Consider the following 18,292-nt stretch of genomic DNA (forward strand, 5'->3'; position numbering starts at 1 on the left):
ATGAGTAACGCAGATGTTTGGCATGCAGGCGAGCGCGAATTGCAGCGTCGCCTCGGTGTTGCCGAGCGGATGGCTGAGATCGGACCACGGGTGCTCAGCCCGGTGCTGCCTGAGCAGCATCGGGCGTTCTATCCGCTGCTGAACTTTGTTGTCGTGGGTGCGGTTTCAGCCAACGGTGATCTTTGGGCTGGCATGCTGGAGGGGGCGCCGGGCTTTGCCTGGTCCCCCGATCCGTCGGCGCTGCGGCTGGATACCCGGCTCAGCAGCGCGGATCCCTGTGCTCGGGCATTGCTTGAGACCGGGGCGGTTGGGTTGCTGGGTATCGATTTGACTACCCGACGGCGCAATCGTTTGTCAGGACAGATAAGCGCGATTGACTCGAACGGGCTGGATATTCGGGTCGAGCAGGCGTTTGGCAATTGTCCACAGTTCATCCAGCAACGTCAGTTGGTCGCAGAGGCTGGCGCCTCGGAGGCGGCGGGCACCCTTGTAACCAACAGCCTGACTGACCGAATGCGCGAGCTGATCAGTGCTGCTGATACCTGCTTCGTCGCCAGTGGCTTGCCATGCGACGGCCAGGATGCCGCGGTGGACGTGTCTCATCGCGGTGGCTGGCCCGGTTTTGTCAGAGTGACAGGAGACCGCCTGACCATGCCGGAGTTTTCCGGCAACCGCTTCTTCAACACCCTCGGCAACCTGCTGGTCAATCCGCGTGCGGGGTTGCTGTTTGTCGACTTTGCCAGTGGTGACCTGCTGCAAATTACCGGTCGGGTCGAGCTGCAATGGGACGCACCACAAGCCGAGCGCTACGAAGGTGTTGAGCACCTTTGGCATCTGCAGGTGGAGTGTGCGGTCTGGCGACCGGGCGGGTCGGCTTTGCGCTGGCAGTTTGAGGGCTTTTCGCCGGCGTTGGGTCGCACCGGCAGTTGGGCCGATGAGTCCCTATCTGTTAATGAATCGGGTACGCCCCAGGAGTAGAAGGTGAGTACTGAACAACGTCAGCCGTTACCCCCCCCCCGAGAGACGGCAATCGAAAAGGTACGCCTGTATCAACGAGCGCCCCATCCGACCTGAGAAGCGCCTTTCCATTGGCCTCTCGGACCGAGGCCGGCTGAACATCCGGGGCTGTCCGAGCTGGGCTTGTAGGGGCCAGACGCAGCGGCTTGTGGCCCCTAAGGAGAGGTGACGGCAGCGGCCTGTCTGAACTGTTGCCGCCATTTGGCCGGTGACACGCCGATGCGTCGCTTGAAGGCGCGACTGAACGAGGAGAGGTCACTGTAACCAAGCCGGTCTGACAGGCTGGTAACGTCACAGCGTGAGGCCTGAAGGTGCCAGCAGGCCATGCGGATGCGTGCATCCTGTACCAGATCACGAAAGCGGATCTGCTCCTCTTGCAGCCGGCGTTGCAGACTCCGCGGGTGCAGCCCAAGCTGTGCTGCAATGGTGTCGATGCAGATGTGCTGCAGGCCCGGCTGCTCGGTAATCAGGTTGCGAATCTGCAGCTCCAGACTGGTCTGCAGCCGCTCCCGGGCATTGGCCAGGTACTGCTCACTCTCTTTGCCGTCGTCGGATCGCGTACTGTCGAAGACAGCACTGAACATCGCTTCGGGGAACACCAGGCTGTCGTGTTCCTGATCGAACAGCACCTCACAGCCAAAATGGTTCAGATACTGTCTGAGCGCCCCGATCCGGCTATGGGCAAAGGTTACCCGTAACGGGCGTTGCGCATGGCCAAGTAGCAGGCGTGCAACCCGCAAAAACGCCGCCACGGACATCTCGTGATACTGACGTGCATGCGGGCTTGGGGCGCTGTGCTCGGTGCGGATGATGTGGACCTGTCCTGCGAAGGTCTGCAACTGCCAGTGTTCGGCGCTGCTATGCAGGCTCATGTATCGCTGAGCTATGCCGAAGGCCTCCTGCAGGGTGGTGGCATTGCTCAGGACCTTGCCGAGCAGGCCCAGCATGTCGATGCCCTGATGCTGTGCAACCCGCATGCCGAAATCCGGGCGTTGCAGGTGTTCAGCCGCGATGGCCAGCAAGTGCTGCAATTGCTCAATCTCGACCTGATGATCTTCGCTGTCCAGCAGCGCAGGATTGATACCCGCCTTGCGCAGGAGCAGGTCGGCGGCGGCTCCGGCTTCTGTGCGAAAGCCGCTGATTGCCGCGCTGCGTACAACATATCGTATTGTCACGGTGCCTCGGAGCACTATTGGCCAGGTTTCAGAGTTGGCGGCGTGTCGCAAAATGTCAAGTTTTGCTCCGGGCTGTTGCCTAGTCTGACACTCCTGATAACAACAATAGAGGGTGTGGCCATGTTTGATGTGGTAATCAATAACGGCCGGCTATTCGATGGCACAGGTGCCCCGTCGCGTGTGTGCAACCTGGCAATTCGTGATGGCGTGGTCGCGGACATATCCGAACAGCCGCTGGATGAAGCCGGCGCTCGGGTGATCGACGCTGGCGGCTGCTGGGTCACGCCAGGTTTTATTGACACCCACACCCACTACGATGCCGAGCTGATTGTTGCGCCCGGTCTGTCGGAATCGGTGCGTCACGGCGTGACCACGGCCCTGATAGGGAGCTGCTCACTGAGCATGGTCTGTTCCGACGCCGAAGATGCTTCGGATATTTTCACCCGGGTTGAGACCGTGCCACGTGAAAAGGTCCTGCCGATCCTGCAGCAGAACAAGACCTGGCGCACCCCCTCCGAGTGGGTAGCCTTCATTGAGCGCCAGCCACTGGGCCCTAACGTAATCAGCTTTCTGGGTCACAGTGATCTGCGGGTTGCGGTGATGGGCTTGCACCGTTCCACCGATCGCGCCGTCAGACCCACCGAGGCGGAGTTGCTGCAGATGGAGTCGTTGCTGGAAGAAGCGCTGGACGAGGGCTTTCTCGGTCTCTCGAGCATGTGCTTGAAGTGGGACAAGATCGACGGTGACCGCGAGTGGTCCAAGAGTCTGCCCAGCACCTATGCTCGCTGGAGTGAGGTGAAACGGTTGAACGAGCATCTGCGACGCCGTGGTCGAGTCCATCAGGGCGCGCCGAATGCTGCCAACCCGCTGCAAATTTTTCAGTACCTGGGCGAGGCGCTGGGCGTGCTGCGCAAGCCGCTGAAAACCACACTGATTTCCATGCTTGACCTCAAGGGCAACAAGACGGTTGCGCCGATGGCCAAACTGGCGGCGCGGGTAACCAATTTGCTGGGCGGCGATTTTCGCTGGCAGGTGTTGCCGACACCCTTTGCGATTTATGCCGATGGCATTGACCATGTGGTGTTCGAGGAGTTTGGTGCCGGCGAAATGGCGCGTAACCTGAAGACCGAGGTCGAGCAGAACGCGCTGTTCAAGGACGAGGCCTACCGGCGCAAATTTCGCAGGTTCTATTCGGAGAAGTTCTCGCCGCGCGTCTGGCAGCGTGACTTTGGCGACGCCATTATTCTTGATTGCCCCGAAAAGCGTTACGTGGGGCGAGACTTCGCCGACATTGCTAATGAGAAGGGGATGCACGTAGTCGACCTGTTCCTCGATCTGATGGTCGAATACGGCCGCAAGCTGCGCTGGTTCACCATCATCGGCAACCACCGGGTTGACCGGCTGCGGGCCATGGTCAGCAACCCCGACACGCTGATCACCTTCTCGGATGCGGGTGCACACATTCGCAATATGGCGTTTTACAACCTGTCGCTGCGCTTTCTGCAGCTGATCAAGCAGTCAATCGACGAGGGAAACCCGGCCATGAGCCTGGAGCGAGCTGTACATCGCCTGACCGGCGAGCAGGCCCAATGGATGGGGATCGATGCCGGCACGCTGCGGGTGGGTGACCGTGCGGATGTGGTGGTGCTGGATCCGTCGCAGCTGGGTCAGCCGCTGGATATCGAAACGTGGGCAGAGATGGAGGGCTTTGGGCTGGAGCGCATGGTCAACCGCAACGCGGGCCTCGTGCGCAACGTGCTGATCAACGGCAAGGTTGCAGTGGAAGAGGGCGAGCCGGTAGCCGAACTGGGCAAGGTTCAGGGCTTTGGCCGCTATTTGCGGGCGAGGTAAGAGCGGTTGCAGCAGCTCGTGCTGCCCGGCCCGGATAACCCGGCGCCGGGCAGTCACAGATCAGTTATCGTTCTGTGTCTGTTGCAGGTAGTCGGTTGCGAGCATGCTCAGTGCCCGCACGCCGGTCACCAGCGCTGCGTCGTCGACCACAAAGCCGGGCGAGTGATTCGGCGCGGCCTTACCCATCTGGTCCATTGGCGTGACGCCCAGAAAGAAAAACAGGCCCGGTGCTTCGTTGGCATAGAACGAGAAGTCCTCCGAGCCGGTGACCATCGGCGATACCACCACCCGGCCCTGTGCTGCACGGCGCAGGGTCGGCAACATGCGCTCAGTCAGTGCGGGGTTGTTGGTGGTGGTCAGGTAATTGTCGATGATTTTTACCTCGGCGCTGGCCCCAGCCGCTTGTGCAATTCCCTTTGCCGTGCGCTCGATACGCTCGTTGACCTGTTGCTGGACGTCATCGCCGAAGGTTCGCACGGTGCCGGTCATGACAACCTCTTCGGGGATGATGTTGTGCCGGCTGCCGCCATGAATGGTGCCAATGGTGACGACCGCAGGAGCGGGCATGATATTGGTCTGCCGGCTGACAACGGTTTGCAGTCCGTTGATGATCTGCGCGCTGGTTACGATTGGATCGACCCCATCCCATGGCTGGGCACCGTGGGTTTGCTTGCCCTGAACGCGGATATGCAAATCACCTGAGCTGGCCATCACCGGGCCGCTGCGATAGCCGATCAGGCCGGTAGGCATGGCAGAGCTGACGTGCAAGCCAAAAACGGCATTTACCTGCGGATTCTTCATCACACCCGCTTCCACCAGTTGTCGGGCGCCGAAGTGACGCTCGCCATCGTAGGCATAGTCACTGGGGCCTTCTTCGGCAGGCTGAAAGATGAATTTCACGCTGCCCGGCAGCTCGTCCTTTACGCTGGCGAGGACTTCGGCGGCCGCCATCAGGATCGCAACATGGGCATCATGGCCACAGGCGTGCATGACCGGGCGCTCCTCACCCAGATACGGCTGGCGGACGTTGGATGCGAAGGGCAGACCTGTTGCCTCAAGCACTGGCAGGGCATCCATGTCGGCGCGTAAGGCGACCACCGGCCCCGGCTTGCCGCCCTTCAGCAGGCCGACTACACCGGTGGTTCCAACGCCGGTCTGTACGTCCATGCCGAGCCTGCGCAGGTGCTCGGCGACTAGCGCAGCGGTGCGGTGTTCCTGATTACCCAGCTCAGGGTGCTGGTGAATGTCATGGCGCCAGGCAATGGCTTTGGGCGCAATGGCCTCGGCGCCGCTGACCAGGCGTTCGTCGAGTGCGTTATCCGTGGCGTTGGCTGCCAGAGCCAGGGGCAGAAGCAGCGCGGGAAGCAGGGTGCGGCAGCGCATGGGAGCGTCCTCTTGTTTTGGTTGTTTCAGGGGTAAGGTGTGGGCGCAGCTGGCTCGGTGAGCAGCCGAACCACAGGCGAAACTGTCGATAGAACTGACTGGTCTGGCGATAGCCGAGTAACAGTGCAAGGGTGGCATCGGCATGACCGCTGTGCAGATACTCCAGACATAGCTGCTGGCGAACGCTGTCCAGCAGCGCACTGAACGGCCGCTGCTCGGCGGTCAGCCTGCGCTGCAGTGTACGAGGTGCCACCGCCAGCAGGCTGGCGCAGCGTGAGAGGCGGGTTTCACCGCGGGGCAGCAGCGCTGTCAGTAGCAATTGCACGGACTCGCTCCAGTTGTGGCCGGAATGGGAGCGAATCAGCTGACGCTCCCTGCGTGCGAGGCGCGCAATATTGGGTTGCGCAGTATTCAGCGCACGGGCCAGTTCTAGCGCAGGAAACCGGAGTTCAAGACGTTTGGCATCTGCGAGGAGCTCCACCGGGACACGCAGCAGACGCCGGCAGGCTTCACACGCGGCGTCAGAGAAACCGGCCATGGCCGCGCCGGCCTGCTGCAAGCCCAGCCCCTGGCAGATGCGCAGCAGCGCATACAGGGTCGCCAGCAACTGCTGTTCGGTGGCCTCTGCCTCCGGCGTTGGCGTTACCACGATTCGGGCCTGTGCGCCGCTTTGCTCCAGCGCCAGACTGGCCAGGTCGCTGTTTTGCTGAAAGTAGCGCTGACTCAAATTGATGGCATCACGCAGGGTGCGGGCGTTGCCCAGATAGGTGGTTGCCAGAAAGGTTTCGGAATAGTTCAGATAGCTGAAGGCGCGGACCAGCAGCCACGGATCCTGCTGTTCCTCGGCCAGCTCTGTCACCAGCTGGCGAATGGCTGCCAGCGGCACTCGCCGGGCATGGGGCTGCAGCGTCAGATGGCTGCGTTGCAGCGCCGCCTCCAGGCTGTTGGCCGGTACACAGGCACGCAGGCCCTTGACGATCTTGTCGAGGTGCTCGCTGGACGCGGTGGGTGCAGTCTGTGCCATGGCGAAGATTAACCGGGCTGCTGAAAGGGTTCGTCCAGTGTCGCGAGCCCGACGCAGGCAAACAAGTGCGGATCGCGCCATCCTGTGCACAGACGCCGCTGGCGCGGGAGTTGTTCAGGCCAGTTGGTAGCGATCCTCATGCTGAACCAGCCGACCATCGGCCAGCAGCTCGGCGAGGTGCTGGCTGATGGTCCTTCGCTCCGCGCCCTTAACCCAGGCTGCGTCGTATCCGGGCGGGTAGAGCAGACGTTGTTCAACCAGTTGGGACAAGGTGCGTGGACCGCTCCGCAGCATGGTCAGCAGCTTGCTCTCGCGCTCGGTCAATTTGGCAGTATAAATAGCCAGATCGTGCAGGAACTGTTCGCGGTCGGTGTAGATGCCGCGATGGTGCGAGGTGACCCAGACCTTGGCGGGAATGCGCGCAACGGCGTCCAGGCTGCGACGAAAATCCGCAAGGTTGGAGCAGGCGTCACCGTAGTAGGGACCGAATCCGGTCAGGTCGATATCACCGATAAACAGCACCTCTTCGGGCTCGATCAGCAGGGCGCAATGGCCTGCGGTGTGGCCGGGCAGGTGGAAGGCGGTGATACGGTTGCTGCCCAGATCCCAGAGCGTGCCGTCCTCATAGCCAATGGCGTCGGGGCGTGGGGTGTAATGGAACTTGCGCTCAAAGTTGGCGCGCATCGCGGCGGCCTGGCGCGGATCCATGTCTCCGTAGGCAGCGAGCATGCCGTCCCAGCTCTGCACGGTCGGCAAGTCGTTGATATGAGCATGGACCGGCACATTGGGCAGCCGGTGCAGGCCTGCGATGTGGTCTTCGTGAACGTGCCCGAGCACCACCAGTTCGCTGTCGTCGAAGGCGGCGCCAATATGGTTGGACACCAGCGGGGTATCCAGCGCCGTACGGACCTCGCTACCGCGAATCAGGATCTGATTGCCGTCCGGGTACTTGCCGCTGCGCTCGCCGAAATAGACCGAGACACGGCCGAAGTCACGATGGCTGACGGGGAGTTGAGCGGATTCCTGAACTGGCATGTCGGCGTCCATTTTGGCTTGCCGCGACAAGGGCGGGCGATTGTTGTTGGATGTCCTTGTTACGGCAAGCTGCCGCACCTCGTCAAGTTTGGCGGCGCTGGTAATCGGGGAATACCGCCTTGCGAAGGGGTGCATGAACGCCCTGATGACCGTTGGCCGCTCTGGAATGCGGCTTCCGCGAGAGTTGTGCGCTGCACTCGCCAGCGGCTCTTGTCAGCAGGGGGCTGATCCGTGTGAAACCGGCGCAGTTGCTGGCATTGCGCTTGGTTGTTCGCGCAGGGGAAACCAGTAAAATGCGCCGTTCGCACTGTTCCTGTCTGCTGCTGGAGTTGCCGCATGTCCAATCTGTTAACCCCGCCGTCACGTTTGGCGCCGCTGTGTCTGGCCTGCCTGCTGGGCTTTCCTGCAATTGCTCAGGCGCAAGCTGTTACCGAACTGGACGCCGTGACGGTAACCGGCGAGACGTTTGATGAGATTGCCAGAGCGCGTGAAGCGCTGAGCGAGGTGCCCGGCGGCACTAATGTGGTCGACATGCAGCAGGTTGAACAGGGACGGGTGGCTGGCGTGGCCGATGTGCTGGCCTATCAGCCGGGCGTATATGCCCAGTCGCCAGGTAACGAAGGTGTGAAGATCAGTATTCGCGGCTCGGGAATCAACCGCGGCCCGGGAGCGCATGCGTCGGGTAATCATATCCTGCTCGATGGCCTGCCGCTGACCGGTTCGGGCGGTACGCCGTATGAGCTGCTGGAGCCCCTGTGGCTCAGTCGCGCCGAGGTACTGCGCGGGGCCAACGGCTTTGAGCGCGGCGCACTGGCACTGGGCGGGGCGGTTGATTACATCACCCGCAGCGGGTTTGATGCGCCGCGTCTGCAGCTGCGCATGGACGCGGGCAGCGACGGTTACCTCAAGCGCCACATCGCATCCGGTCAGGTAATCGGTGATCTGGATTATTACGTGGGTATCACCGACCTGCACTACGACGGTCAGCAGGATCACGCCGCCGGCAGCGGCAAGGGTGTGGTCGCCAACGTCGGCCTGCAGCTGACGCCGGATCTGGAAACCCGTTTCTACCTGCGTTATCGGGAGACCGAGCATCAGACGCCGGGCCGCCTGACCCAGTCGCAGATCGACGATGATCCGACTCAAGCCAACGCCGGAAATATCGCCCGTGATGCCAAGCGTGAGCAGCCGGGCAGCACCTGGCTGGCAAACAAGACCACGCTGCGCCTGGATGACGTCAGCACGCTGGAAATGGGGCTGGTGTATCACCACTACCCGATGGACCTGATGGAAAGCCCGTACCGCATCCGGGTGGATTACAGCGACGTCAGCGCGACGCTGAACTACAAGCGTGAGCACGAACTGTTTGGCTTGAACTCGAACACTACGGTTGGCTGGCGCACCACGACCAATCTGCCCAGCAGCGATGCTAAGGAAACGGCGTACCAGCTGCTTAATGCCAGCGGCACGATCTATCCGGTCGGTACGCTGATGCGCGAGTACACCCATCAGGGCTCGGACAACGTATTGCACGTCAGCAACGAATTGGAGCTGGCACCACGCCTGTGGTTGAGCAGCGGACTGGCGCTGATCTACACCCAGCGTGAGGTCGAGGTGACCTGGCCGGACACCGATGAGAAGCTCAACGAAGGCACCTGGGACTACGCGCCGCGTCTGGGGCTGCGTTATCAGCTGGAGTCCGGTAGCGAGGTCTACGGCAATCTGTCCCGTTCGGTTGAGCCGCCGCACCCGTGGTCGATGATCTGGGGCTCACCGACGCGCTTCCCAGTCAGCAACCAGCCCTGGAGCAACCGTCAAAGCACCCCGGTCAGTCTGGATAACCAGACCGCGACGACCTTTGAAGTGGGTGCGCGTGGAGATTCGCTCGTCGGTTTGTGGGATCTGGCCTGGTACTACTCGCGGGTCAATCACGAACTGCTGACCATCGAGATCGAGCCCAACATCTTTGCCGAGTCAAATGCCAGCGCGACCGTGCATCAGGGTATCGAGGCGGGATTGACCAGCACCCTGTGGCAGGGCGACGAGCTGGGCGCGCTGGCGCTGCGTCAGGCGTATACCTTCAGTGATTTCCACTACCGTGACGACGACACCTTTGGCAGTAATGCGCTGCCGGGACTGCCGCGTCATTACTACCAGGGAGAACTGCGCTATCAGCATCCGGTCGGTGTTTACGTAGGGCTAAATGCCCAGTTTGCATCCAAGGTGCCGGTGGATTACGCCAACTCCTGGAATGCCGATAGCTACACGATTTTTGGCGCTACCTTGGGATACGATGCGCCCAAGGGCGACTGGCAGACCTGGCTGGAGCTGCGCAACCTCTCTGACGAGCGCTACGCTGCGACCGTGACTCCCGGGTACAACGACAATGGTTTGGAAGCTGCACGCCTGACGCCCGGTGAAGGCTTTGGAGTTTACACGGGGGTGTCCTGGAACTGGCTGTAACCCCCACGGCTGAGCTGTTGACCGTTCATCCAGTGGGCTGGAACCTGACGCAGGGTTTGCTTGACTGAATTAACAGGTACACGTCGATTCTGTCAGGAGGTACGCCATGTCATTTGATCAACAGCACCCGGGAGAGAATAACCTGCCACATTCACCGCTACCTGAGCTTGAACCGCCGCATAGCCGTTGGGAAGGCCCGCTTGAGGGGGAGGAACTCAATGAGCTGGATGCGGGCGATTTCTGTTATCGGCTGCGTGAAGAAGACTAAGCGGGAGCTACCGAGGCTAGCTCAGACGGTCAGTGCAGCGGCACTTTCCAGCCTGTCCAGGGGGACGGGTTTGCTCAGATAGTAGCCCTGTACCATGTCACAGCCCAGCGCGCGCAGAGTTTCGAGCTGCGCCGCTGTCTCTACGCCCTCGGCGATGACCTGCAGGTCCAGCTTGTGGGCAAGCAGGGTGATGGCTTCGACAATAGCAAGATCGTTGAGGTCATCCGGCAGCCCCGATACGAAGGTGCGGTCTATCTTCAAGACATGCAGTGGCAGACGTTTGAGGTAGGCCAGCGAGCAGTAGCCTGTACCAAAGTCGTCAATGGCTACAGTAACGCCAAGATCCCTGAGCGCCCCGAGTGTGGAGCGGGAAGACTCAAGGTCATTGATCAGCATCTGTTCAGTGATTTCCAGCTCGAGTTGCTCTGCCGGCAGCCCGGTATCGCGCAGCACCGCCGCTACCTGCTCGGCAAGGCGCTGAGAGGAAAACTGGCGCGCTGACAGGTTGACCGACACCCGTGGCGCCTGTCCGAGCTCTGCTGCAAGGCGGAGCATGTCCTGGCAGGCCTGGCGCAGAACCCACAGACCAACGTCGTCGATCAGCCCGGTTTCTTCCAGCAAGGGAATGAAATCATTCGGTGCAACCAGTCCGTGTCTGGGGTGATGCCAGCGAATCAGGGCTTCAACACCGGTTACCTTTCCGCATTCGAGATCAGCCTGGGGTTGGTAGTGCAGTACAAACTCGTTACGTTCCAGTGCCCGGTGGAGCTCTGACTCCAGTGCCAGCAGCCGTTGCTGGCGCTCGTTCATGGCTGGTGCATAAAAGCGGAAAGAGCGTCCACCGAGCGCCTTGCTTTGATACATCGCGGAGTCGGCATTGCGCAGCAGGGTTTCGACGTCATCGCCATCGTCCGGATAGACCGCAATACCGGCGCTGAAGCTGACGAAGATATCCTGACGGGCAATACGTACCGGCTGTTCAAAAGCCCTTTTTACCTTGTCGAGTATGCTGGTGATGGTGTCTGCGTCGTTCAGGTCGTTAGCTACGATGACAAACTCATCACCGCCATAGCGGGCAAGAATATCGTTTGACCGAATGTGCCGGCCAAGCCGAACACCTACCTGCTGCAGGAGTTGATCACCGATGCTGTGGCCAAGACTATCGTTGACCCGCTTGAAGTTGTCCATGTCCAGAAAGATGACAGCTGTGAGGTGATTGAGCCGTGCTGAGCGCTGGATTTCCGTTTGCAACTGTTCGGCCAGCAGAACCCGGTTGGCCAGCCCGGTCAGCAAGTCATGTGTCGCCTGATGCTGAAGTTGAGCCTCGAATTGCTTACGCTCGCTGATATTGCGGGCGATGGTCGAGTAGTAGGCAATACGCCCGTTCTGATCACGATGCGACATGACAACCTGGTGCAGGTAAATCTGTTGCCCGGCACTATCCTGAAGCACTGACTCGCGTTCCCAGACTCCGTGCTTTTCGGCCTGGGCGAGGGCTCCACGAATCAGTACTTTTGCTGCGTTAAGGGCATTGTGAGTTTTTGCTTCACCGGTCGCGACGTCAGGCAGGCTCAGCGATCTGGCCAGCAGCGCGTGGCCAGCCTTGTTGAGATAGAGCACCTCGCCACTGGCATCGGCTACGGCAACTATGTCAGTGGTCGCTTCAAGAATGGCGTTAAGGCGGGAGCGGTCCTCTTCGGCGAGCACGCGCTCGGTAATGTCGCGGCCAGTGGATACGAAATGAGTTATCTGCCCGGCGGGGTTGACTAGAGGGGTTATTACCTTTTCCTCGAAGAACGCCTCGCCGCTTTTCTTGCGGTTGATGAGCGTGCCCCGATACACCTGTTTACTTAGGATGGTATTCCACAACTCGGCATAGGCGGATGGGTCCTGATCGGCTGATTTGAGCAGATCAGGTGTCTGCCCCTGGGTACTTTCGGCGGTGTAGCCTGTCATGTGCTCGAAAGCGGGGTTTACATATTCGAACTGGCCGTCACGGCTGGTGATGAAAATACTGTCTGCAGCCTGTTCTACCGCCTGGGACAGTTTGCGCAGTCCGTCTTGCGCAATACGATGTTTTTTCTGCAGGGCCTGTTCGGTGATGGCCCGTTCTACCGAGGGCGCCAGGCGCGTGAGGTCGTGCTTGCCGATAAAGTCCTGGGCGCCGGCCTTGATTGCGGCGACTGCGGCTTTTTCACCCAAGGTGCCGGATACGAATACAAAAGGTATGTCTGGATCAAGTTCGCGCACTATGCGCAGGGCAGTGACACCGTCAAACAGCGGCATACTGTGGTCGGACAGCACTACGTCCCACTGTTCGGATGCCAGGCGCTGGCGCAGTTCTGGTTCGGACTCTATACGGTCCCACTCAAGAACAATGCCATGCGTTTGCATGTGATGGACGATTAGCAGAGCATCGTCTTCATTGTCCTCCAGCATCAGGACCTTCCAGCGGCTGCCTGTTACGTCTCCACCCATGATAGCGCTCCGATCAGGTGTCCATTGCGGGTTGATTGAGGCCAAGCCAATAGCTGCCCAACTGCTGGGCGACAGCGATAAATTCTTCAAAGTCCACCGGTTTGCGAACGTAACTGTTGGCACCCGATTGATAGGCCTGCAAGCGATCGCTTTCCTCCAGTGAAGAAGTCAGAATTACCACCGGGACCATACGCGTGCTGTCGTTGGAACGCAGTTCGCGCAGGACATCCAGCCCATTGAGCTTGGGCAAGTTGAGGTCAAGCAAGATCAGTGCAGGCGCAAGCTGTACTTGAGCATTCTGCGCGCCAAAAAGCTTCGCCAGTGCCTGCTCGCCATCCTCTGCAACGACCACTGGCGTCCGGATACGGTTGTTGTGCAGAGCATGCAGCATCAAGGCCACATCGTCCTGATTGTCCTCCACAAGCAATATCGGCTTTTCCATCATTGCTCGCTCCTTGCGCGTTTGAATCGTATATAGAATGTCGCTCCGTGGCCCTCGCTGGATTCGGCCCAGATACTGCCACCCAACTTGTTCATGACCCGCGCGATAGAGGCCAGACCGATTCCGGTCCCGGGAAATGCGCTTGCGCTGTGCAGGCGCTGAAACGGCGTGAATAGTTTGTCAGCATAGCTCATGTCAAACCCGACGCCATTGTCGCGTACGAACACCACGTCGCCTTCAGGGTCGTCGATACGGCCGATCTCGATTCGCGGCTCTGCGGTATTGCCGGTGAACTTGAACGCGTTACCGAGGAGATTATCCAGCGCTACACCGAGTAGCGCTGGATCTGCCTGAACTCTGATGTTCGGTTCTATCTGCACGTCAATCCGGCGCTCCGGCTGGCTTTCTTGCAGCCGCTCGGCTATTGCTGCAGCAGTGCGACTCAGGTCGAGGCTGGCAAGCTTGACCTCGGCGCGCGTTACTCGGGCCAGCATCAGAAGGTCATCGATCAGGCGGCTCATGTTCTGCGCAGCCTTGCGGATCCGATTGAAGTAGTCGGTTTCCTGGGCGTCGAGTTTGCCTTCAAGGCTACTTTGGAGAATCTTGCTAAAACCGTCGATCGCCCTGAGTGGCGCGCGTAAGTCGTGGGATACCGAGTAGCTGAAAGCTTCCAGTTCACTGTTAACGGCCTGCAGTTCGTTGTTCTGTTGGGCCAGGCTTTCGTTAAGCTGGCGGATCTTGCGTTCGGTGGTGCGGCGTTCGGTAGCGTCCCGAATGGCGCAGAAAACCAGCTTGCTATCGGCTGTTTGAATAGAGCTCAGGCTGATTTCAACGGGCAAATGGCTTCCATCCTTACGTCGTGCATACAAACTGAGCCCCAGGCCCATCGGACGGGATTTGGGCTCCATCATGTAGCCACTGCGGTGCTGTACGTGGCGCTCGGCAAGGTTTGTCGGAATAAGCACTTCCACTTTCTGGCCAACCAGTTCCTGCTCCGCATAGTCGAACATGACAGTAGTCTGCTCGTTTGCCAGGGTGATATTGCCGTCGGTATCGGTGATGATGATGGCATCCGGTGCCGCTTCAATCATCGCGCGAAACATCTTTTCATTACTTGCCATACTTTGTTCAGTGGCTCGGCGCTGGGCGATGGCACGGGCCAGCAGCAGCGAGAGCATGGCGAACAAGAGGATGACGAGGGCTGCAGCCTGCCAGAAAATCCGGCCGGCGTTCTGGCTGGTGCCCAATAGCTGTTTATTAGCGAGCTCGGAGACAATGTACAGCTTGCCTAGCGACTGACTCAGGGGGATATCGTTGCGGGGGTCGAAGTCGACGCTGACGAAGCGGTACATGGCATCGTCGGACACGGCACTGCCATCGTTGTCTTCCCGTATCATCTGGCTCCACAGGGACACGTGCTGCTGTGACAGGTTGGCGCTACTACGTTCCGGCAGCATGAACCCCCATGTTATTGCGGGATCGCTTGCCTTTAGCCAGTAACCGTTGGCGTTCACCAGCCAGAGTGCCGCCTTATTGGGCTTGTCTAGCGAGGCCAGCGCGTCGAGCAAATATTGGCCGCGGTAATTGATGACCAGCAGGCCCCTGGTTTGCCCGTCGGCATCGGCAATTGGGGTGGCGACGCGAATTGTCGGTTGAAATGGGCGCTCGATTTCGCCGTTTTCCATATTGAGGTCGAACGGAGACAGGTAAACGCTGCCCACTGGCTGCTGCAGACCGAGCTGAACATAGTAGCGTTGACTTTTGTCCTGCAGGCGTGTCGACGGCAGAGCCAAAGGCTGCCCGTCGGTCAGCTCCACGCGTATGTGTTCGTGTCCGTTCAGGTCCAGCAGGCGGATCTGGTAGTACTGCGGGTGGTATCGCTGGAAGGTCTCAAAAGTTGACGTTGCCTGTTCGTCCGATTGCATCAAGGCGAGCTGGCCGGCGAGGTAAAGGGCATCGGCCTGAATGCGGGACAACCGACTACTCAGCAGACTCTGTGCGGACTCTACCTGTGCCTGCTGCTCTATCGCCGCGGTGCCCCGCGCCATCTGACGCTGGTTGTGCATCAAGGCACTGGTCACGATGACGGTCAGTAGGGTCAGTGGCAACCAGATAAGGAAAAAGTACTGAAGTACGTATTTACCCTGTTCCATGCGGATCGGCATCGTATCTTCATCCCTGATGCTCGTGAGTAAAGCTTTTTACGATCACCGGGTCAGTATAGGTTACGCCCGTAATCCTGCATCTCACTCGCGCGTCAGTTGCGCCCTGAACAACATTTCCAGTCGCAGACTGATGGCCCAGCGCGGCTTGAAATCGGCTTCACGCGGGAAGTGCAGCGCGGGCACAATATCCCAGTAGAGGTACTGGCGATGGATGTCGCGCCGATAGTCGGCCTGCAGGTAATAGTCGTTGACCCTTGGGTTTGAGGAGCTGCCGCCGACTATGACCGCCGAGTAGCGAATGGCACTGCGTTTGCCCAGTACCTTGTTGAGTTGCGCACTCTGCGAGAATTCAAGTTGGTCGTAATCCTCCTGCCATTGCAGCTGGCTGACAAAGCGCAGGTGCCGGGTGCTGTCCAGTGGTCGGCCAACGTCCCAGCGCGAGCGAGCAGAGTAGCCGTCATGCTCGAACCAGGAGGCGCGATTGTAGCTGGACAGCTGCCACGGGCTGTCGCCCAGCTGCCAGAGCCGCTCAGCGCTGTAGCGCAGGTACGGATTGACCGGCCAGTGCAGTTTTACCCCCGCGCCAACACGGGTGTGCCAGCCTTCGCGTTTGTCGCGGCTGCCCAGTCTGCTCAGGCCAGCGACGGTATCGCCAAGGCCATCGGTGTCATTACGCAGCCGTTCGGCGCCTTGTTCTTCAAGGGTGCCTCGGCTCTCCTCGGGATCACTCTCGATAATCAGCCGCAGCCGCTCTTCTGTGGTTGGTACATCGAGTTTGAAGCGGATGCCGGGGTCGATATCAAACTCTTCGGATTCGGCCCAGTCGAAGTCGGTACTCAGGCGCAGGTAGGACTCGTTGTCGACGCTGTCGCTGTCGATGGTGCCAAAAAAACCGTCGATGTTGCGGGCGGTATTGTCGACCCAGCGCGTCACGCTGTCGTGGATCGGGGTAATGGTATCGATCGCCCAAGGGGAGAGATCGGAATCATTCGTTTCGTCTGCACCGGTCACGCCGGCGGTTAACAGCAACATCAATGCAAAGATCTGTTTGCCCATGCTGTTTCTCCTTTCCCCTTGGCTGCAGTATAGCCTCTCTGGCAGATGGCACCGGGGCGCCAAGGGTGTAGACTTCGCACCTGTAGGGCGCTGTATTCAACGGCGATCCGTTGGGGAGGCGTCATGCTGGAGACAGTGCAGGCTTTGATGGTGGTGCTGGTATCGCTTTGGGCGATCCCTGCGCTGTGGTTCCATCGTCCGCGTCGTCTGTGGTTGCGCTATCTGCCACTCGGTTGCTGGGTGCTGGTCATGACGCTGGTGCTTAGTCTGACCTCACGCGGCGAGGCGATTGACGCGCTGCTGTGCTTCCTGGCTGCCTTTAGCCCCTTGCTGCTGTGGTGGCGAGGCGTGCTGCCCAAAGGCAACTGTGACTGGGCGGACGATATGGCCTATACGACCACTGGGACTGTCGACGGGGACGTTCTGCGATTGCAGCGGGTGCGTTGCTTCGAGTGGCGCAGTGCCGACGATTACGATATCCGCTGGCAGAGTCGTGAATACGCGCTTTCGACGCTGCAATCGGTAGACATGTTTCTGTCATTCTGGGGCCATCGCTCAATCGCGCATATGCTGGTTTCCTTCGGGTTTGCCGATGGCCGATATTCGACCTGGTCGGTCGAAATTCGCCGCGCCCGCGGTGGTGATTACTCGGCGATTGCAGGCTTCTTCAAACACTTCGAACTCAACATCGTCGCCAGTGAAGAGCAGGATATCGTCAAGGTACGCACCAACCACCGGGATGAGGATATGTACCTGTATCGCACCCGATTGACACCTGCCGCCGGCCGCGCGTTGCTGCTGGGCTACGTCGAGGTTGCCAATCGGCTGGCGGTGTCGCCGCGCTTCTATCACACGCTGCACGCCAACTGCACCAACGTTGTCTTCCGGCTGATGCAACGCATTCGTCCTGATCTGCGTTCGGATATCCGCTTGCTGCTCAGTGGTTTTCTGGACAACTACGTATACCATCAGGGTGGCTTGCAGCCCGGTTATTCGCTGGCCGAGTTAAAGCGGCTCGGGCGAATAACAGAAAGGGCAAGGGCGGTGACTGGAGACGAGGATTTCTCAGCCTGCATCCGCAAGGGCGTGCCGGGCTGTGAGGATGAGTACAAGGCAGGACGCCATGATCAAGCTGCTGGCGTGACGGCGCCGTTTTGATGGAAGGAATTAGCATGAAAGTAGGTCTGTTGCAGTGTGATGATGTGAACGAGCTCCTGCTGCCCGCGCACGGAAACTACCCGGAGATGTTCGAACTGGCACTGCGCAAGCGTCTGCCGCAGATGGACTACCGTATCTACCCGGCCCACAAGGGTGAGTTGCCCGGCGATCCGCATGAGTGCGATCTGTATGTGATCAGCGGCAGCAAGCATGGCGTCTACGAGCAGCTGGACTGGATTCGCTCACTTGAAGGTTTTATCGCCACTCTGTGGCGCGAGCGCAAACCGCTGATTGGGGTCTGCTTCGGGCATCAGGTTATGGCCACGGCAATGGGCGGTGAGGTTCGCAAGTCTGAGCGTGGCTGGGGCGTTGGCGTGTCCTTTAACCAGATCCATGAGCCCAAGCCATGGATGCAGCCGATCCAGGACAAGATCGATCTGATCGTCAGTCATCAGGACCAGGTCGTTGAGTTGCCACCCCATGCGCAAGTTATCGCCGGCAGTGATTTCTGCCCGAATTACCTGTTGCAGTACGGCGATCACTTTCTCAGTGTTCAAGGCCATCCGGAGTTCGAAAAAGCCTATTCCGAGGCCTTGATGGATATGCGCACGGCGTCAATACCGCCCGCTCGGGTACGCGCCGGCAAGGCGTCTCTGCACGCTGCTGTCGACAGCGACCTGATGTTCGACTGGATTATCAACTTCGTTCAGCAAGCCCGCGGTTGATAGGGTTTTGCCTGTCGCGCAGCATCGGCGTATGCTGCGCGGGTTGACATCT

At 59.8% G+C, this 18,292-nt stretch carries 14 protein-coding genes and 1 pseudogene; 7 read left to right on the top strand and 8 right to left on the bottom strand.

All coding sequences use genetic code 11. From position 1 onward, the window contains the following. Together ACZ5WQ_RS04425 and ACZ5WQ_RS04430 are read left to right on the top strand one after the other, a co-directional pair. Window positions 1-978, top strand: coding sequence for a pyridoxamine 5'-phosphate oxidase family protein (locus ACZ5WQ_RS04425; RefSeq protein ID WP_464383230.1), 978 nt, complete (start codon window positions 1-3; stop codon window positions 976-978). Window positions 979-1,033: 55 nt separating this feature from the next. Continuing rightward, a pseudogene (locus ACZ5WQ_RS04430) lies at window positions 1,034-1,146 on the top strand (DUF1348 domain-containing protein); the annotation flags it as partial. A gap of 26 nt (window positions 1,147-1,172) precedes the next feature. On the opposite strand, the gene ACZ5WQ_RS04435 reads toward ACZ5WQ_RS04430, so the two are convergent. Beyond that, a complete protein-coding gene (locus tag ACZ5WQ_RS04435) occupies window positions 1,173-2,192 on the bottom strand; it encodes an AraC family transcriptional regulator (RefSeq protein ID WP_464383231.1) in 1,020 nt (339 codons plus the stop codon). A 120-nt stretch (window positions 2,193-2,312) separates the two neighbouring features. On the opposite strand from ACZ5WQ_RS04435, the gene ACZ5WQ_RS04440 reads away from it, so the two are divergent. Continuing rightward, window positions 2,313-4,043, top strand: a complete 1,731-nt coding sequence (locus ACZ5WQ_RS04440; protein WP_464383232.1) for an N-acyl-D-amino-acid deacylase family protein — start codon at window positions 2,313-2,315, stop codon at window positions 4,041-4,043. Window positions 4,044-4,103: 60 nt separating this feature from the next. On the opposite strand, the gene ACZ5WQ_RS04445 is transcribed toward ACZ5WQ_RS04440, so the two are convergent. The 3 genes from ACZ5WQ_RS04445 to ACZ5WQ_RS04455 all read right to left on the bottom strand — a co-directional run bounded on the left by ACZ5WQ_RS04445 (window position 4,104) and on the right by ACZ5WQ_RS04455 (window position 7,485). Next, complete coding sequence (locus ACZ5WQ_RS04445) at window positions 4,104-5,426, bottom strand: amidohydrolase (RefSeq protein ID WP_269687407.1); 1,323 nt, start codon at window positions 5,424-5,426, stop codon at window positions 4,104-4,106. Beyond that, window positions 5,359-6,450: a helix-turn-helix domain-containing protein gene (locus ACZ5WQ_RS04450; protein WP_464383233.1), complete on the bottom strand. Its 1,092-nt coding sequence runs from the start codon at window positions 6,448-6,450 to the stop codon at window positions 5,359-5,361. The genes ACZ5WQ_RS04445 and ACZ5WQ_RS04450 overlap by 68 nt, the downstream gene beginning before the upstream one ends. A gap of 114 nt (window positions 6,451-6,564) precedes the next feature. Next, entirely contained in the window at window positions 6,565-7,485 is a 921-nt protein-coding gene (locus ACZ5WQ_RS04455; protein ID WP_464383234.1) for an MBL fold metallo-hydrolase, read from the bottom strand. A 336-nt stretch (window positions 7,486-7,821) separates the two neighbouring features. Here ACZ5WQ_RS04455 and ACZ5WQ_RS04460 point away from each other — a divergent pair, with 336 nt between their 5' ends. Together ACZ5WQ_RS04460 and ACZ5WQ_RS04465 are read left to right on the top strand one after the other, a co-directional pair. Beyond that, window positions 7,822-9,948 carry a TonB-dependent receptor family protein gene (locus ACZ5WQ_RS04460; protein ID WP_464383235.1) on the top strand — a complete coding sequence of 709 codons (2,127 nt, stop codon included), beginning with the start codon at window positions 7,822-7,824 and terminating at the stop codon, window positions 9,946-9,948. Between the two features lie 106 nt (window positions 9,949-10,054). Continuing rightward, complete coding sequence (locus ACZ5WQ_RS04465) at window positions 10,055-10,216, top strand: hypothetical protein (protein ID WP_464383236.1); 162 nt, start codon at window positions 10,055-10,057, stop codon at window positions 10,214-10,216. A 21-nt stretch (window positions 10,217-10,237) separates the two neighbouring features. Here ACZ5WQ_RS04465 and ACZ5WQ_RS04470 read toward each other — a convergent pair whose 3' ends face one another. The 4 genes from ACZ5WQ_RS04470 to ACZ5WQ_RS04485 form a co-directional block, all read right to left on the bottom strand. Beyond that, a complete protein-coding gene (locus ACZ5WQ_RS04470; RefSeq protein WP_269687402.1) occupies window positions 10,238-12,694 on the bottom strand; it encodes an EAL domain-containing protein in 2,457 nt (818 codons plus the stop codon). A 13-nt stretch (window positions 12,695-12,707) separates the two neighbouring features. Beyond that, on the bottom strand, window positions 12,708-13,139 hold the full coding sequence (locus ACZ5WQ_RS04475) for a response regulator (RefSeq protein WP_233049593.1): 432 nt from the start codon (window positions 13,137-13,139) through the stop codon (window positions 12,708-12,710). Next, complete coding sequence (locus ACZ5WQ_RS04480; RefSeq protein WP_464383237.1) at window positions 13,136-15,301, bottom strand: sensor histidine kinase; 2,166 nt, start codon at window positions 15,299-15,301, stop codon at window positions 13,136-13,138. The genes ACZ5WQ_RS04475 and ACZ5WQ_RS04480 overlap by 4 nt, the downstream gene beginning before the upstream one ends. An 81-nt stretch (window positions 15,302-15,382) precedes the next feature. After that, entirely contained in the window at window positions 15,383-16,357 is a 975-nt protein-coding gene (locus ACZ5WQ_RS04485) for a hypothetical protein (protein WP_464383238.1), read from the bottom strand. A gap of 123 nt (window positions 16,358-16,480) precedes the next feature. Here ACZ5WQ_RS04485 and ACZ5WQ_RS04490 point away from each other — a divergent pair, with 123 nt between their 5' ends. Together ACZ5WQ_RS04490 and ACZ5WQ_RS04495 are read left to right on the top strand one after the other, a co-directional pair. Further along, a complete protein-coding gene (locus tag ACZ5WQ_RS04490) occupies window positions 16,481-17,515 on the top strand; it encodes an Lnb N-terminal periplasmic domain-containing protein (RefSeq protein ID WP_464383239.1) in 1,035 nt (344 codons plus the stop codon). A gap of 14 nt (window positions 17,516-17,529) precedes the next feature. Beyond that, window positions 17,530-18,240, top strand: coding sequence for a type 1 glutamine amidotransferase (locus tag ACZ5WQ_RS04495; protein ID WP_285676477.1), 711 nt, complete (start codon window positions 17,530-17,532; stop codon window positions 18,238-18,240). The last annotated feature ends 52 nt before the right edge of the window (window positions 18,241-18,292 follow it).

This window comes from Halopseudomonas sp. T1L2, from assembly GCF_055397385.1.

Excerpts from the sequence above, each read along its gene's own strand:
- ACZ5WQ_RS04470 (WP_269687402.1), bottom strand. The coding sequence starts at position 12,694 with ATGGGTGGAGACGTAACAGGCAGCCGCTGGAAGGTCCTGATGCTGGAG.
- ACZ5WQ_RS04475 (WP_233049593.1), bottom strand. The coding sequence starts at position 13,139 with ATGATGGAAAAGCCGATATTGCTTGTGGAGGACAATCAGGACGATGTG.
- ACZ5WQ_RS04445 (WP_269687407.1), bottom strand. The coding sequence starts at position 5,426 with ATGCGCTGCCGCACCCTGCTTCCCGCGCTGCTTCTGCCCCTGGCTCTG.
- ACZ5WQ_RS04485 (WP_464383238.1), bottom strand. The coding sequence starts at position 16,357 with ATGGGCAAACAGATCTTTGCATTGATGTTGCTGTTAACCGCCGGCGTG.
- ACZ5WQ_RS04490 (WP_464383239.1), top strand. The coding sequence starts at position 16,481 with ATGCTGGAGACAGTGCAGGCTTTGATGGTGGTGCTGGTATCGCTTTGG.
- ACZ5WQ_RS04440 (WP_464383232.1), top strand. The coding sequence starts at position 2,313 with ATGTTTGATGTGGTAATCAATAACGGCCGGCTATTCGATGGCACAGGT.
- ACZ5WQ_RS04425 (WP_464383230.1), top strand. The coding sequence starts at position 1 with ATGAGTAACGCAGATGTTTGGCATGCAGGCGAGCGCGAATTGCAGCGT.
- ACZ5WQ_RS04450 (WP_464383233.1), bottom strand. The coding sequence starts at position 6,450 with ATGGCACAGACTGCACCCACCGCGTCCAGCGAGCACCTCGACAAGATC.
- ACZ5WQ_RS04465 (WP_464383236.1), top strand. The coding sequence starts at position 10,055 with ATGTCATTTGATCAACAGCACCCGGGAGAGAATAACCTGCCACATTCA.
- ACZ5WQ_RS04455 (WP_464383234.1), bottom strand. The coding sequence starts at position 7,485 with ATGCCAGTTCAGGAATCCGCTCAACTCCCCGTCAGCCATCGTGACTTC.
- ACZ5WQ_RS04460 (WP_464383235.1), top strand. The coding sequence starts at position 7,822 with ATGTCCAATCTGTTAACCCCGCCGTCACGTTTGGCGCCGCTGTGTCTG.
- ACZ5WQ_RS04480 (WP_464383237.1), bottom strand. The coding sequence starts at position 15,301 with ATGCCGATCCGCATGGAACAGGGTAAATACGTACTTCAGTACTTTTTC.
- ACZ5WQ_RS04495 (WP_285676477.1), top strand. The coding sequence starts at position 17,530 with ATGAAAGTAGGTCTGTTGCAGTGTGATGATGTGAACGAGCTCCTGCTG.